Here is a 12782-nt window from a genome sequence, read left to right as displayed (position 1 = left end):
ACCTCGTCGTTGACGAGTGGGGAGCTTTTCTCTGCGCTGTGGCGCGAAGATGAAGGCTTATGCCTGGGTGGTGGACCCGCCGGCTGCCTCGATCTTCTCAACCGCAGACTTGGAGAACTTGGTAGCGGTGACGTCCAACTTGACGTTGATGTCGCCGTTGCCCAGCACCTTGACTGGGTGGTTCTTGCGAACCAGGCCAGCTGCGACGATGTCGTCGATGGTGATGGTGCCGCCGTCCGGGAACGCTTCTGCGAGCGCCTGAACGTTGACTACCTGGTACTCCACGCGGTTCGGGTTCTTGAAGCCCTTGAGCTTCGGCAGGCGCATGTGAAGTGGCATCTGGCCACCCTCGAATGCTGCGGAGACCTGCTTGCGAGCCTTGGTGCCCTTGGTACCACGGCCAGCGGTCTTGCCGCCCTTGCCTGCTTCACCGCGACCTACGCGGAACTTTGGTTTGTTAGCGCCCTTTGCTGGGCGCAGATCATGGAGCTTGATAATTTCAGCCATGTTGTTCTACTCCCCTGCAACTTCTTCGACGGTAACGAGGTGGCGAACCTTCAGGATCTGTCCACGGGTTGCGGCGTTGTCCTTCTTAATAACGGACTGGCCGATCTTGCGCAGACCGAGCGCCTCGAGGTTCTTACGGGTCAGTGGCTTCTCGCCAACCTTGCCGTGGTGCAATGTGATCTTCAAAGCCATTGTTCTTACGCCTCCTGTCCTGCGCGTGCGCGCAGCATGCGAGCAGGTGCGACGTCCTCGAGGTCCTTGCCGCGCTTCGCAGCGACTTCCTCAGGGCGTACGAGCTGCTTGAGACCTGCAACCGTTGCCTGAACAACGTTCAGAGCGTTGTCAGAACCGATCGACTTAGCAAGGATGTCCTGGACGCCAGCGCACTCGAGCACTGGGCGAACTGCGCCACCGGCGATAACACCGGTACCTGGTGCAGCCGGGCGCAGCATAACGATGCCTGCTGCCTCTTCTGCCTGGACTGGGTGAGGAATGGTGCCACCGATCATCGGGACGCGGAAGAAGTTCTTACGTGCTTCTTCTGCACCCTTCTGGATAGCGGCAGGAACTTCCTTTGCCTTGCCGTAGCCAACGCCGACCATGCCCTTGCCGTCGCCAACGACGACGAGAGCGGTGAAGGACATGTTGCGTCCGCCCTTCACGGTCTTTGCGACACGGTTGATGGTGATGACCCGCTCGATGTACTTGTCGCGGTCATCATTCTGGTTGCGACGATCATCGCGACGGCCACGGCCACCGCGGTTGTTGCGCTCATTCTTCTTGTTCTGGTTGTCGGCGGAGCGTCCGCCGTCACGCCGTTCACGTTCGGCCATTACGCGATCCTTCCGTTGATGGTGATGATTGCGGTGGTCATTAGAACTTCAGACCACCTTCACGAGCGGCGTCGGCAAGAGCTGCGACGCGACCGTGGTACTTGTAACCTGCGCGGTCGAAGACGATAGCTTCGATGCCTGCAGCCTTGGCGCGCTCAGCGATCAGCTGGCCAACCTTGGCTGCCTTTGCCTTCTTGTCACCTTCCATTGCGCGCACGTCAGCCTCGATGGAGGATGCCGCTGCGAGCGTGTGGCCAGCGAGATCGTCGATCAGCTGGACGTGGATGTGACGCGAAGAGCGGTGCACAACGAGACGTGGGGTCTCCGGGGTGCCGCGCAGCGTCTTGCGGATACGGAAGTGGCGACGTGCACGAGCCTCGCGGCGGCGGGAGGAAATATCCTTGCCGACCGGGGTGCGCTTGGTGTTCTCTGCAGAATTGCTCATGATTACTTACCCGTCTTTCCGACCTTGCGGCGAATCTGCTCACCTTCGTAGCGGATGCCCTTACCCTTGTATGGGTCATCCTTACGGAGGCGGCGGATGTTAGCCGCGATCTGGCCAACCTGCTGCTTGTCAATGCCCTCGATGGAGAACTTGGTGTTGCCATCGACTGCGAAGCTGATCCCTTCCGGAGCCTCAATGAGGATCGGGTGGGAGTAGCCGAGCGAGAACTCGAGGTTCTTGCCCTTGGCCTGGACACGGTAGCCGACACCGAAGATCTCCATGTTGATCTTGTAGCCCTCGGTCACGCCAACAACGAGGTTGTTGACCATGGAACGGGACAGACCGTGCAGCGCACGGTGCTTACGGTGATCGTCCGGACGGGAGACGACAATCTCGTTGTCCTCAACCGCAGCGGTGATTGGCTCAGGCATCTCGAAGTTGAGGGAACCCTTAGGGCCCTTGACCTCTACGACCTGACCGTTAATTTTAACTTCGACACCATTCGGGATGGCGATGGGTGCATTACCTACACGCGACATAGTCTTTTCAACCTCCCTTTACCAGACGTAGGCGAGAACTTCTCCGCCTACACCCTTCTCCTGGGCCTGACGGTCAGTGAGGAGACCCTGGGACGTGGAGATGATCGCCACACCCAGACCACCCAGCACCTGCGGCAGGTCGTTGGACTTTGCGTACACGCGCAGACCAGGCTTGGACACGCGACGCAGGCCAGCGATGGCAGCCTCACGGGTCGGGCCGTACTTGAGGTCCAGGGTCAGCTGCTTGCCAACCTTGGCGTCCTCAACCTTGTAATCAGCAATGTAGCCTTCCTGCTTCAGGATCTCGGCGATGTTTGCCTTGATCTTGGAGGAAGGCATTGTCACGCTCTCGTGCTGTGCGTGCGACGCGTTGCGCACGCGAGACAGCATGTCTGCGATTGGATCAGTCATCGTCATAAGATGTGACCGTTTACCTTTCTCGTTGCGGTTCCCTACCCACCTGACCAGCAAAACTATGTCGTGCCAGGTCGCGTTTTCCGCATGATCTGTCGGGGGCTACTTCACGCTCCCCACGCTCAATAACGCGGGGCGCTCGCCGCCTCCCTTGCACGCGGTCCGCTTCTCGGCGGGGGGCCTGCAACAAAGTTGGATGTACAATGTTCTCTCGGATTTTGCGCGCAGACAACCATCTGTGCACAAGTCCGTTTGGCCACATTACACTCCCTCTATACAAGAAACAAGTCACGTTGGCCCGGTCGCTGCGCCGTATAGTCGGTGCTATGAAGCACCTCGACGAACTTTTCGACGCCCTCTCCGCCACCTGCACGCACCGCGAGGAGCTCTACCGCTGGTTCCACCAACACGCTGAACTCTCGATGCAGGAAACCCAAACCTCACAGCGCATCGTTCAGGAACTCGAGGCAGCCGGGATCCCATATTCGGTATTGGGCGAAACTGGCGTCGTCGCCACCATCGAAAACGGCCTCGGGCCCGTCGTCGCCTTGCGCGGTGATACTGACGGCCTCCCAATCAAGGAGGACTCCGGCAAGGACTACGCCTGCACGCAGACCCAAGTCGATGCTGCGACTGGGCAGGAGGTGCCGGTGTCCCACGCGTGTGGGCACGACTTCCATATTTGCTCGGTGCTCGCGGCTGTCATCGCGTTCAACACTTGCCGCGACGCTTGGTCCGGCACGCTGGTGGGCGTATTCCAGCCCGGCGAGGAAACAGCCTCCGGCGCACGTTCGATGGTTGAGCACGGTATCGCCGACGCGATCCCCCACCCCGACGTGTACTTGGGCCAACACGTGCTCGGCACGCTGCCGTTGGGCCATGTGGGGACCCGGCCGGGCCCGGTGCTCTCCCAGGCGTTCTCGGTGAAGGTCACAGTACACGGAGTGGGTTCGCACGGATCCATGCCTGAGATGGGCGTCGATGCGGTCTTGTTGGCGTCGACAATTGTGACGAGGCTGCACACCGTAGTCTCCCGAGAGATTGCTGCTTCCGAAACCGCGGTGCTGACGGTCGGCGCGATCCATTCGGGAGCAAAATCCAACGTCATCCCGGATAGCGCGGAGCTGCTGATCAATACCCGCGCCTATTCGGAGGCGACGAGCGCGCACCTCAAGGAGGCCATCGAACGCATCGTGCGCGCTGAGTGCGAGGCAGCGCGTAGCCCGCAGCTGCCCGAGTTCGAGTACTACGACGCCTACCCGCTCACCAGCAACGATGCCGCAGTAACGCAGCGGGTACGCAACGCCTTCGAGGCGCGATTCGGTGATGAAGCGCAGACGTTGGCGCAGGTCCCTGCCAGCGAGGACTTCTCGATCATCCCGGACGCGCTCGGCGTGCCGTACACGTTCTGGGGCCTCGGCGGCTTCGCCAGCTACCCGCATGCGCCGGGCAATCACAGCGCAGCGTTCGCGCCCAACCTCCAGCCGACGCTCGACCGCGGCGCCGAAGCGATGGTCACGGCTGCGAGCGCGTGGCTCATCAACAAGAACGACGACTAAGGTGGCACACATGGCTAACAACGAAGGTTTGCAATCAACACACGAGTGGCTCGAAGAGGTCTCCCGAACGCTCGGCGTTTCCCCGGATCTCACGCGCTCGCTGGTCGGCGACATTCTGAAGATGACAGCGGACGTCGCGCACAACGGCCCGTCGCGCCCGGCGGCTCCAACGACGGCGTTCGTCGTAGGCGTCGCAACCGGTGCGGCGCTCCAGGGCGATACTGATGCAGACGCAGCAACGACGCGCGCGGCGCTTGCCAAGGTAGCGAAGCTCCTGGAAACGTATGAGCAGGATTAATCGACGCTTCGCCGTCACGAAAGTCACCCGCACCGACAGCGGCTTCGCGCGCGATACCCGCGCCGATACCGTCACCGTGGAAGAGCCGCTGGCGATCCGCGCCACCGGCGACACGCTAACCACCACGATGCGGACCCCCGGCCACGACGTCGAGCTGGCACACGGCTGGATGTTCGCGGAGGGACTGATCAGCAGCGCAGAGGACGTTCGTTCCGCGCGCTACTGCGCGGGTGCGGTCGGGCCGAACGGCGAAAACACGTACAACACGCTCGACATCGACCTCGGGCCCGCGGCCTCCCCCGCTGCACCGCAGTTCATTCGCCTGACCACTACCACGAGCGCATGCGGCGTGTGCGGCACGCAGTCGATCGACGACATCATGGGCAAGGTGCCCGCGCCAATCACTCCCGTCCGCTTGGACCCGGACCTGGTGATGCGATTACCCGACGCCCTTGCAACCGGCCAAAAGCAGTTCCGTAAGACAGGCGGCATCCACGCGGCCGGCGCGTTTACCTTTGACGGCGAACCTGTAGTAATCCGCGAGGACATCGGCCGCCACAACGCGACCGACAAAGTCATTGGCCACCTACTACTCGAAGGGCTCCTGCCAGCCAGCGACCTGATCCTGGTTGTCAGCTCCCGCGCGTCATTCGAACTTGTGCAGAAAGCAGCAATGGCCGGTTTCCCGGCAATGGTGGCGGTCTCGGCGGCATCCTCGCTCGCCGTCGAGCTGGCCCGCAAAACAAAAATGGCGCTCGCCGGCTTTGTGCGCGGCGAGCGCTTCAATCTGTACTCCGGGGAGCTCAGCGACTAGTCCTTGTACACCGTCTTCGTCTTGTTCAACCAAGCGTAGACACCGCCGATGCACAGGCCACCGCCGATGAAGTTGCCGATCCACACAGCAACCCAGTTGCTCAGGATTGCAGCGGCGGTGAATCCCTCAGGTGGCGTGCTGGACAGGAACGCCAGGGAGAACAGCGAGAAGTTCGCAATAACGTGCTCGAGGCCCAGGCCAACGAAGATAGCGATCAGTGGCAGGATCACGACGAACTTGGAGATGAACTCCTTCGCCAGCAGCGCACCAACAATCGCCATGTTGACAATGAAGTTCGCGAAGATCGCCTCAAGCAGTGCGCCGAAGAACGGCTTCGCCAACTTGCCCTCGACCAGAGTGACAATCAGGTGGCTGTTATCCATCGAGCCGAACTTAGCCGACTGGCTCATCACAGCCGCGAAAATGATCGCACCGATCAGGTTCGCCACCGTCACCACAACGACGAGCCAAATACCCTTGCCCCAGCTGAACACCTTGTCCGTCGCCGCCCAGGACGCAAACATCATGTCGCCCGTTGCAAGCTCCGCGTTGAGGATGACGATCGCGAACAGGCCAAGCCCGAACAGCAAGGCGAACACAACCGAGCCGAGCCCCGGTGCGTATTCATTGACCGCATTTCCCGCCACCGCGGCGAACGCCGTACCAGCGGTCAGGTAAATGCCGGCGAGAATCGCGCGGACGAAAAACCGTGGCATCTCATTATCGAGAAGCTGCTCTTTCTTTTTGGCCCCTGCGTGGACCATTTCCTGCAAAGCCATCGTGGCCTCCTCAAATTCACCTGAGAGATTGTTGCAAGGAGTCAGTCTATCGAACGTTTCCCAAAAACAGTACATGCGTACTATTCGGGTGTGCTCTGCAGGTTCCCCCAAAAGACGTACACCCCCGCAACCCGGTGGTTGGGTCGCAGGGGTGTTCGTCGAAAAGCAGTGACGCGTTATGCGCGCTGCATCTTGCCATCCTTGTCAGCGAACGGGAAGCCGAGGTGGCGCAGGAGTGCGCGGCCCTCGTCGTCGTTCGTTGCGGTGGTGACGACAGTGATGTCCATACCGCGGACGCGATCGATCTTGTCGATGTCGATTTCGTAGAACATCGTCTGTTCGGTCAGGCCGAAGGTGTAGTTGCCTGCACCGTCGAACTGCTTGTCGCTGAGGCCACGGAAGTCACGAATACGTGGCAGAGCAACCGTCAGCAGGCGGTCCAGGAACTCCCACATGCGGTCGCCGCGGAGGGTGACCTTCGCGCCGATCGGCATGCCTTCACGGAGCTTGAAGTTAGCGATGGACTTCTTCGCGCGGCGAAGCTGTGGCTTCTGGCCGGTGATCGCGGCGAGGTCCTCGAGTGCGCCGTTGATGACCTTGGAGTCACGTGCAGCGTCGCCGACACCCATGTTGACAACAATCTTGGTCAGACCTGGGATCTGCATGACGTTGTCGTACTTGAACTCATCGTTGAGCTTGGTACGGATGTCCTCTTTGTACTGGGTCTTCAGACGAGGGGTGTAGTTCTCAGCCATGCTTAGATGTCCTTCCCGTTCGACTTTGCAACGCGGACCTTCTTGCCGTTTTCGTCGAAACGGTAGCCCACGCGCGTCGGCTTGCCGTCGGAATCCAGGACCATCACGTTGGAGACGTGGATCGGAGCTTCCTGGGTGACAATGCCGCCGGACTCTGCGCCGCGCTCGTTGTAGGAGTTCGCGACGTGCTTCTTCATGCGGTTCACGCCTTCAACGAGAACGCGCTGACGCTTCGGGTATGCCTCAATAACCTTGCCCTGCGCGCCCTTATCCTTGCCAGAGATGACCTGGACCATATCGCCCTTTTTGATTTTCATCCCTAGATCACCTCCGGTGCGAGAGAAACGATCTTCATGAACTTCTTGTCGCGCAGCTCGCGAGCAACTGGGCCGAAGATACGGGTGCCGCGTGGCTCGGTGTCGTTCTTGATCAGCACTGCAGCGTTCTCGTCGAACGCAATGTAGGAGCCGTCCGGACGACGGGTCTCCTTCTTCGCGCGAACGATGACAGCCTTAACGACTTCGCCTTCCTTAACGTTGCCGCCTGGGGCAGCTTCCTTCACAGTGGCGACGATCGTATCGCCGATGCCGGCGAAGCGCCGAACGGATCCGCCGAGGACACGGATGCACAGGATTTCACGTGCACCGGTGTTGTCGGCGACCTTCAGGCGCGATTCCTTCTGAATCACTATTGGTCTCCTGACCTGGGTCGATGTGCGTTAGATTTCCGTCCTATACGCACGTGGTCAATGTCTTCGATGTCTTTTCGCTTGTCGACGGCACCTTCGGTACCGCAGGCGTACATGCTCAGCTCGGAAACGCGCAGAGCAAACACGCAGCAAAGGACAACTGGAACATTAAAGCACGGAACATGCGCGCCCGCAAACCATGACTTTTGGTTGTGTGGATTCGTGCCCGGTTCTGACCTTTGGTATGGTCATACCTATGAACTTCGATGGCACACTTGCGGATTCAATCGGCTTCAAGTCGTACCTCTACACCTACGAACTCCCCAAGTTCGCGGTACGCTCCATGCTCGCCGGCATGTTTTTGACGATCATGACGGCCTTCGCCACCGTCGCCTCCACCCAAGTAGAAAGCAGCGCCCCCGGCTACGGCCGCTTCGTGTTCGCAGCTATCTTCTGCCTCTCGCTGTACGTCATCGTTGTCCTGGGTGCGGAACTCGCAACCGGCAACATGATGTTCATGACCTACGGCAGCGCCTCCGGGCGCCTCCCCTGGCTCAAGGGCTTCCTGATGGTCTCCACCTGCACCATCTTCAACCTGCTCGGCGTCCTCATCACCGCGGTATTCCTGGTCCACGCCACGGCGTTCCAGCCGATCGGGATGGACAGCTTCCTCGCCGCGACCGTTGAGACCAAGCTCGCGAAGCCGGACAGCTTGCTGTTCATGGAAGGCATTTTCGCCAACATCGTGGTCAACATCGGCGTGCTGCTCGCCATCCAGGCTGGCAAGGACTTCACCGCGAAGTTCCTCGCCATCATGCTGATCGTTCCCGCATTCGCCGCAATGGGGTACGAGCACTCCATCGCCAGCTTCGTCGTCTTCTCCCTGGCGGGCTACGGCATCGGCGCCGAGCACTTCGCCGGGTTCACACTGACGAATGGCCTGATGAACTGGCTCATCGTGTGGGTCGGCAACTACATCGGTGGTGGCCTCATCATGGGCGGCGTCTATGCTTGGCTAAACAAGGGCGGCACCCCGGCAACCCCGCTGGCGACACGCCGCTAACCCCCAAGCAGAAAGAAAACGCCCCGTTCCCGCGAAGGGAAGGGGGCGTTCGTTATTGCTCGGTGAGCACTTAGCTCGAAGCAGCGATGCCCACGCCGGTTGCCGCAGCAACGATCGACAGGATGACCACAACGGCCATGTTGACGACACCGATGGACGAAAGCACAGCCGGAACCAGCAGCAGGTTCGGACCCTGCGGGCCAGCGAAGTTGCGCAGCTCGTTCATGACGTTGTTCAGCGGCTCTGGGTACTGTGCAGCACTTGCATCGGTAGCAACAACGCCAGACAGGACAACAACAGAAGCGGCAACTGCAATTGCGTTACGAAGTTTCATTCTTACGTTCTCTCTCTATGGTCTCGGGTGAATGGGTGGGATTTAGACGCGCTGCGAAGACGTCGCGATGTTCGTCAGGAAGCCCAAAGAGGACAGCAGTGCAGGCACGAGGATCAGGTTCTGTGCCTGGTAGCCACCGAGGCGCTTCAGCTCGTGCAGGACACCTGCCAGCGGTTCTGGCGCTGGCTGTGCTGCCTGTGCGACCGGTGCGCCCACTGCAAGAGCGGAAGCCACGAGGCCTGCGGCGAGAATGCGACGAAGTTTCATAGTTTTCCTCCTGTGATGTCCGCTAGACCCTTGTGAGCTAGCGCGCTGAACAAGACACCAACAGATTAACAGACCAATTTAAGGTTGTTGCCAGTTTTCTAAAAAACTTTTATTTTGCTTCTTCAGCTATCTTTTTCGGCTCGACGAAGAAGAGGGCATCGCCAAACTTCGTGTCTGCAGGAAGGCTTCTCGACGCCCCAATCTCCCCTACCCGCTTCGTATTCGAGACAACGACCGGAGTCGTCACTTCGTATCCTGCGTCGCGGATGGCATCGATATCGAACGTCGCGAGGAGCTGGCCTGCTTCCACGACGTCACCTTTCTCCACGTGTGCGGTGAAGTGCTCGCCCTTGAGGTTCACCGTGTCGAAGCCGATGTGCATAAGGATGTCCACGTTCTTGCCATCGGTCCCCTTGGCGCGGATTGCGTAGGCGTGGCCGGACGGGAACGTGACCGCAACCGTACCGGCGACGGGTGCGCGCAGCTCTCCAACCGTCGGCACGATTGCCACGCCGTTCCCCAGCTTGCCCTGGGCAAACATCGGGTCACTGACCGTCGCAAGCGGCACGGCGTTGCCCTCGAGTGGCGCCACGACGTGGAGCGCCTCGTCGGACGCCTCGAGCAGCGCTTGCTCGGCAGCGGCATCGGCGGCTGGATCCTCGGTTGCGTCCGGATCGATGCTGCCATGCTTGCCCACCAGGTAGCGCCCGTACCCGTAGGCCGCCACGAAGGCGATCACGAACGTAATGACGCCGAGGATCAGGAAGGTCACCATGTCATTCGCGCGGATGGAGACCACGCCGATAAAGCCCGCCGCACCAAGCGCAACTGCCTTGACATCAAAGATCGCAATCAGCATTGCACCAATACCGGCCGCGCCGAGGCCGATAAAGAAGGGCCAGCGGAGGCGCAGGTTGACGCCGAAGATGGCGGGTTCCGTGATACCAAATACGGCCGAGATGCCCGAGGAACCAGCTAGACCTTTGAGCTTTGCGTTGCGCGCCAGGAAGTACACGGCAAGGGCCACTGCGCCTTGCGCGATGTTCGCCATGGAGGCCGTCGGGAAGATGAAGGAGCCGCCCTGATTAAACAGCTCGAGCTCGATTGGCGGGAAGGACTGGTGCAGGCCAGTGATCACGATCGGCGAGTACACCAGACCGAAGAGCAGGCCACCGATTGGGCCACCGAAGTCGTACAGGCTGGAGAGGCCGACAATCAGCAGGTCACCGAGCCAGCGGACAAACGGGCCGACGGCGATGAAGGTAATGAAGCCCGTAATCAGCAGGGTTGCCAGCGGAGTAATCAGGAAGTCCGCCGTACCCTTCAGACGCTTGTGGAACCACTTCTCGATCGTTGCCAAGATCCACGCGACCGCCAGCACCGGCAGCACCGCACCCTGGTAACCCGCCTGCGCGACAGGCAGGCCGAACAGGTCCCAGAACGGCATCGTGCCGTCGGCTACGGAGTTCGCCACGTCGTAGCCGTTGACCAACGCCGGGTGCACCATCGCCATGCCCATGCCGGCGCCGAGGTATTCGTTGCCACCGAAGCGCTTCGTCGCGGAGTACCCCACCAGCACCGGCAGGAACGCGAACGGTGCGGAGGCCAGCACATTGATGATCTCCGTCAGACCCTGGATCTGCGGGAACATCCCCACCAGGGAGTTCTCCCCGAACAACCCCTCGGCGGTCAGGACGTTGTTGAGCGCCATGAGCAGACCGCCGCCAACCAGGATTGGGATCAGCGGCACGAAGATGTCAGAAAAGACCTTAATGAAGCGCGTAAACCAGTTGCCCTGGTTCGCCGCTACTTCCTTCAGGTCTTCCGTGGAGACAGCAATGCTCTTGCTGGTCATGCCGTTGAGCTGATCAAAGACAATGTCCACGTCACCGGGGCCGACGATGATCTGGAACATGCCGCCGGTTGCGAACGTGCCCTTCAAATCAGGGTCGTTCTCCAGCGTATCCTGCGCAACCTTGTCGACGTCCTTAAGCACGAAACGCAGTCGCGTCGCGCAGTGGGCGACGCCAACGATGTTTTCCTCGCCCCCTACCCCGGCGAGGACCCGCCGGGCTACTTCTTTGTGGTCCATGTGGGAATCCTTTCTCTTCCCACACAGTCAAACATCTATACGGGCATAAATCAGCTTACTTGCGTCCGATTACCCCCGGTTGTGGCCGATTTCACGTACTTCCACAGCGACCCATGGGGCTCCCTCAGTACCGAAGACCGCCGAGGAGAACGCCACTTCCCCGTCTCCGGCAACAACTTCGAGCGCCGCCCCGTCAGCGCACACCACGAGTTCGCCCTGCGCGCACTCGGCGCGGCGCTCGTCACCGCCGACCGTCACGCTCAGCGTTCCACGCCCGGCCTCGCCAGGCCGCCACGCCACGTGAGCACCAACGCCACCGGCATCGTCGACCAGGTCGGCCTCCCACGGCTGTCCCCTGAGAACTTCGCGGTGCACGACCATCCCCGCGGGATCGGTTGGGAGAAGGAGTTCGGTGCGAAGCTGGCCGTCGACAAGTTGGAGCCTGCGAGGCAACGTCAGCTGATGCACCCAGCCCTCTGCCTGAAGCGTTGGGGTGTCATCGCGGGCAGGCAGTCCCATCCAACCGAGCAACAGCGCATCGCCATCGTCCTCGGCGACCATCTGCGGCGCGTAAAACTGATGCCCAAAGTCCAACGCCCGGAACTGCGACTCCACGCGAAACCACAGGCCATCAAGCGAACCGACGACGTAGCCGCACTCGTCCGAGCCCGGGTACTGCGGGCACAGCACGAGTACCTCGCGCCACTGCCCCGTCGCGTGGTCACGCATCCGCAGCAGGTTCGGGCACTCCCACATGTAGGCGGCCTCAACGCGCGGGTCCAGCCCCTCGAACTGCAGCGCGCCAGCAAACGACCAGTTCAGCAGGTCCGGTGACTCGTAGAGCACCACCGCGCCGCGCTCCTCCTCACGCTGCGCGCCGAGCACCATGCGCCAGGAGCCGTCCTCATTCTGAGTGACGTGCGGGTCCCGGTAGTGGGCGGTAAAGCCGAGGGCTGGGCCGTCAATGAGCGGATTCTCCGGTGCACGGTGGTACACACCGCCCATCGGGCCCTCCAAGTCCTCAACGCGGACCAGGTTCTGCGTGGTCAGGCGGCACCCATCCTCCTTCACGTTGCCGGTGTAAAACAGCATGACCTCACCGTCGTGGACCACGGAGGACCCGGAGTAGCACCCGTGCGTGTCGTACGGGAAGTCCGGATACAGCGCGTCCGGAAGGTGGCGCCACTGGCCCAGGCCCTCCTCACCCCCAATTGTGGTGACGGCGTGGCCCCAACCGGTGCGCTTCGCAGCGTGCGGAAAGCACGGATCATGCTGGTAAAACACGTGGAGTTGGTCGCCGATGAGCGTGACGCCGTTCGGGTCGTTGAGGCGCCCTTGCGGCGGGGACAGGTGAAATGTTGGCCGGTACGTCATGCGACTTAGTCTACGGTGGAA

Annotated in this window: 18 protein-coding genes; 4 read left to right on the top strand and 14 right to left on the bottom strand. The window is 61.0% G+C overall.

Annotated elements, in window-relative coordinates:
* Positions 1–57 precede the first annotated feature (57 nt).
* Genes rplO through rpsH form a run of 6 tightly spaced genes read right to left on the bottom strand, consistent with a single transcriptional unit; the run spans position 58 to position 2741 of the window.
* Complete coding sequence (gene rplO, locus QP752_RS01580; protein ID WP_070975803.1) at positions 58–507, bottom strand: 50S ribosomal protein L15; 450 nt, start codon at positions 505–507, stop codon at positions 58–60.
* Between the two features lie 6 nt (positions 508–513).
* Positions 514–699, bottom strand: coding sequence for a 50S ribosomal protein L30 (gene rpmD / locus QP752_RS01575; RefSeq protein WP_070363074.1), 186 nt, complete (start codon positions 697–699; stop codon positions 514–516).
* Between the two features lie 5 nt (positions 700–704).
* Entirely contained in the window at positions 705–1340 is a 636-nt protein-coding gene (gene rpsE, locus QP752_RS01570; RefSeq protein WP_070363075.1) for a 30S ribosomal protein S5, read from the bottom strand.
* Between the two features lie 40 nt (positions 1341–1380).
* Positions 1381–1785: a 50S ribosomal protein L18 gene (gene rplR, locus QP752_RS01565; protein WP_070363076.1), complete on the bottom strand. Its 405-nt coding sequence runs from the start codon at positions 1783–1785 to the stop codon at positions 1381–1383.
* Between the two features lie 2 nt (positions 1786–1787).
* Positions 1788–2324 carry a 50S ribosomal protein L6 gene (gene rplF / locus QP752_RS01560; protein WP_070975801.1) on the bottom strand — a complete coding sequence of 179 codons (537 nt, stop codon included), beginning with the start codon at positions 2322–2324 and terminating at the stop codon, positions 1788–1790.
* 18 nt (positions 2325–2342) lie between these two features.
* Positions 2343–2741, bottom strand: coding sequence for a 30S ribosomal protein S8 (rpsH, locus tag QP752_RS01555; protein ID WP_070363078.1), 399 nt, complete (start codon positions 2739–2741; stop codon positions 2343–2345).
* A 323-nt stretch (positions 2742–3064) separates the two neighbouring features.
* Here rpsH and QP752_RS01550 point away from each other — a divergent pair, with 323 nt between their 5' ends.
* The 3 genes from QP752_RS01550 to fdhD are packed head-to-tail and all read left to right on the top strand — an operon-like array spanning position 3065 to position 5409.
* A complete protein-coding gene (locus QP752_RS01550) occupies positions 3065–4297 on the top strand; it encodes an amidohydrolase (protein ID WP_070976036.1) in 1233 nt (410 codons plus the stop codon).
* Between the two features lie 10 nt (positions 4298–4307).
* Positions 4308–4595 carry a DUF6457 domain-containing protein gene (locus tag QP752_RS01545; protein ID WP_070976034.1) on the top strand — a complete coding sequence of 96 codons (288 nt, stop codon included), beginning with the start codon at positions 4308–4310 and terminating at the stop codon, positions 4593–4595.
* Positions 4582–5409: a formate dehydrogenase accessory sulfurtransferase FdhD gene (gene fdhD, locus QP752_RS01540; protein WP_070975799.1), complete on the top strand. Its 828-nt coding sequence runs from the start codon at positions 4582–4584 to the stop codon at positions 5407–5409. Before QP752_RS01545 ends, fdhD begins: the two co-directional genes overlap by 14 nt.
* Here fdhD and QP752_RS01535 read toward each other — a convergent pair.
* The 4 genes from QP752_RS01535 to rplN all read right to left on the bottom strand — a co-directional run bounded on the left by QP752_RS01535 (position 5406) and on the right by rplN (position 7631).
* Positions 5406–6188 carry a formate/nitrite transporter family protein gene (locus QP752_RS01535; RefSeq protein ID WP_070363080.1) on the bottom strand — a complete coding sequence of 261 codons (783 nt, stop codon included), beginning with the start codon at positions 6186–6188 and terminating at the stop codon, positions 5406–5408. The genes fdhD and QP752_RS01535 overlap by 4 nt on opposite strands.
* A 176-nt stretch (positions 6189–6364) precedes the next feature.
* On the bottom strand, positions 6365–6943 hold the full coding sequence (rplE, locus tag QP752_RS01530) for a 50S ribosomal protein L5 (RefSeq protein WP_070363081.1): 579 nt from the start codon (positions 6941–6943) through the stop codon (positions 6365–6367).
* 2 nt (positions 6944–6945) lie between these two features.
* Positions 6946–7260, bottom strand: a complete 315-nt coding sequence (gene rplX, locus QP752_RS01525; protein WP_070363082.1) for a 50S ribosomal protein L24 — start codon at positions 7258–7260, stop codon at positions 6946–6948.
* A gap of 2 nt (positions 7261–7262) precedes the next feature.
* Positions 7263–7631 (bottom strand): 50S ribosomal protein L14, encoded by a 369-nt coding sequence (rplN, locus tag QP752_RS01520; RefSeq protein ID WP_070363083.1) that lies wholly within the window; start codon positions 7629–7631, stop codon positions 7263–7265.
* A 256-nt stretch (positions 7632–7887) separates the two neighbouring features.
* Here rplN and QP752_RS01515 point away from each other — a divergent pair, with 256 nt between their 5' ends.
* Positions 7888–8694 (top strand): formate/nitrite transporter family protein, encoded by an 807-nt coding sequence (locus QP752_RS01515; RefSeq protein WP_070363587.1) that lies wholly within the window; start codon positions 7888–7890, stop codon positions 8692–8694.
* 70 nt (positions 8695–8764) lie between these two features.
* Here QP752_RS01515 and QP752_RS01510 read toward each other — a convergent pair whose 3' ends face one another.
* The 4 genes from QP752_RS01510 to QP752_RS01495 form a co-directional block, all read right to left on the bottom strand.
* On the bottom strand, positions 8765–9028 hold the full coding sequence (locus tag QP752_RS01510) for a hypothetical protein (RefSeq protein WP_070363084.1): 264 nt from the start codon (positions 9026–9028) through the stop codon (positions 8765–8767).
* A 42-nt stretch (positions 9029–9070) separates the two neighbouring features.
* Positions 9071–9295, bottom strand: coding sequence for a hypothetical protein (locus QP752_RS01505; protein ID WP_070363085.1), 225 nt, complete (start codon positions 9293–9295; stop codon positions 9071–9073).
* A 109-nt stretch (positions 9296–9404) separates the two neighbouring features.
* Positions 9405–11387, bottom strand: coding sequence for a sucrose-specific PTS transporter subunit IIBC (locus QP752_RS01500; protein WP_284804095.1), 1983 nt, complete (start codon positions 11385–11387; stop codon positions 9405–9407).
* A 69-nt stretch (positions 11388–11456) separates the two neighbouring features.
* Positions 11457–12761: a glycoside hydrolase family 32 protein gene (locus tag QP752_RS01495; protein WP_284804094.1), complete on the bottom strand. Its 1305-nt coding sequence runs from the start codon at positions 12759–12761 to the stop codon at positions 11457–11459.
* Between the last annotated feature and the right edge of the window lie 21 nt (positions 12762–12782).

The sequence above is a fragment of the Corynebacterium sp. UMB10321 genome, from assembly GCF_030228725.1.
In the GTDB taxonomy this organism is placed as follows: domain Bacteria; phylum Actinomycetota; class Actinomycetes; order Mycobacteriales; family Mycobacteriaceae; genus Corynebacterium; species Corynebacterium pseudogenitalium.
This window is presented reverse-complemented; position numbering and strand designations above follow the sequence as displayed.

Excerpts from the sequence above, each read along its gene's own strand:
- QP752_RS01505 (WP_070363085.1), bottom strand. The coding sequence starts at position 9,295 with ATGAAACTTCGTCGCATTCTCGCCGCAGGCCTCGTGGCTTCCGCTCTT.
- QP752_RS01535 (WP_070363080.1), bottom strand. The coding sequence starts at position 6,188 with ATGGCTTTGCAGGAAATGGTCCACGCAGGGGCCAAAAAGAAAGAGCAG.
- QP752_RS01510 (WP_070363084.1), bottom strand. The coding sequence starts at position 9,028 with ATGAAACTTCGTAACGCAATTGCAGTTGCCGCTTCTGTTGTTGTCCTG.
- QP752_RS01500 (WP_284804095.1), bottom strand. The coding sequence starts at position 11,387 with ATGGACCACAAAGAAGTAGCCCGGCGGGTCCTCGCCGGGGTAGGGGGC.
- rpmD (WP_070363074.1), bottom strand. The coding sequence starts at position 699 with ATGGCTTTGAAGATCACATTGCACCACGGCAAGGTTGGCGAGAAGCCA.
- rpsH (WP_070363078.1), bottom strand. The coding sequence starts at position 2,741 with ATGACGATGACTGATCCAATCGCAGACATGCTGTCTCGCGTGCGCAAC.
- rplR (WP_070363076.1), bottom strand. The coding sequence starts at position 1,785 with ATGAGCAATTCTGCAGAGAACACCAAGCGCACCCCGGTCGGCAAGGAT.
- rpsE (WP_070363075.1), bottom strand. The coding sequence starts at position 1,340 with ATGGCCGAACGTGAACGGCGTGACGGCGGACGCTCCGCCGACAACCAG.
- QP752_RS01495 (WP_284804094.1), bottom strand. The coding sequence starts at position 12,761 with ATGACGTACCGGCCAACATTTCACCTGTCCCCGCCGCAAGGGCGCCTC.
- rplF (WP_070975801.1), bottom strand. The coding sequence starts at position 2,324 with ATGTCGCGTGTAGGTAATGCACCCATCGCCATCCCGAATGGTGTCGAA.
- QP752_RS01515 (WP_070363587.1), top strand. The coding sequence starts at position 7,888 with ATGAACTTCGATGGCACACTTGCGGATTCAATCGGCTTCAAGTCGTAC.
- fdhD (WP_070975799.1), top strand. The coding sequence starts at position 4,582 with ATGAGCAGGATTAATCGACGCTTCGCCGTCACGAAAGTCACCCGCACC.
- rplO (WP_070975803.1), bottom strand. The coding sequence starts at position 507 with ATGGCTGAAATTATCAAGCTCCATGATCTGCGCCCAGCAAAGGGCGCT.
- QP752_RS01550 (WP_070976036.1), top strand. The coding sequence starts at position 3,065 with ATGAAGCACCTCGACGAACTTTTCGACGCCCTCTCCGCCACCTGCACG.
- QP752_RS01545 (WP_070976034.1), top strand. The coding sequence starts at position 4,308 with ATGGCTAACAACGAAGGTTTGCAATCAACACACGAGTGGCTCGAAGAG.
- rplE (WP_070363081.1), bottom strand. The coding sequence starts at position 6,943 with ATGGCTGAGAACTACACCCCTCGTCTGAAGACCCAGTACAAAGAGGAC.
- rplX (WP_070363082.1), bottom strand. The coding sequence starts at position 7,260 with ATGAAAATCAAAAAGGGCGATATGGTCCAGGTCATCTCTGGCAAGGAT.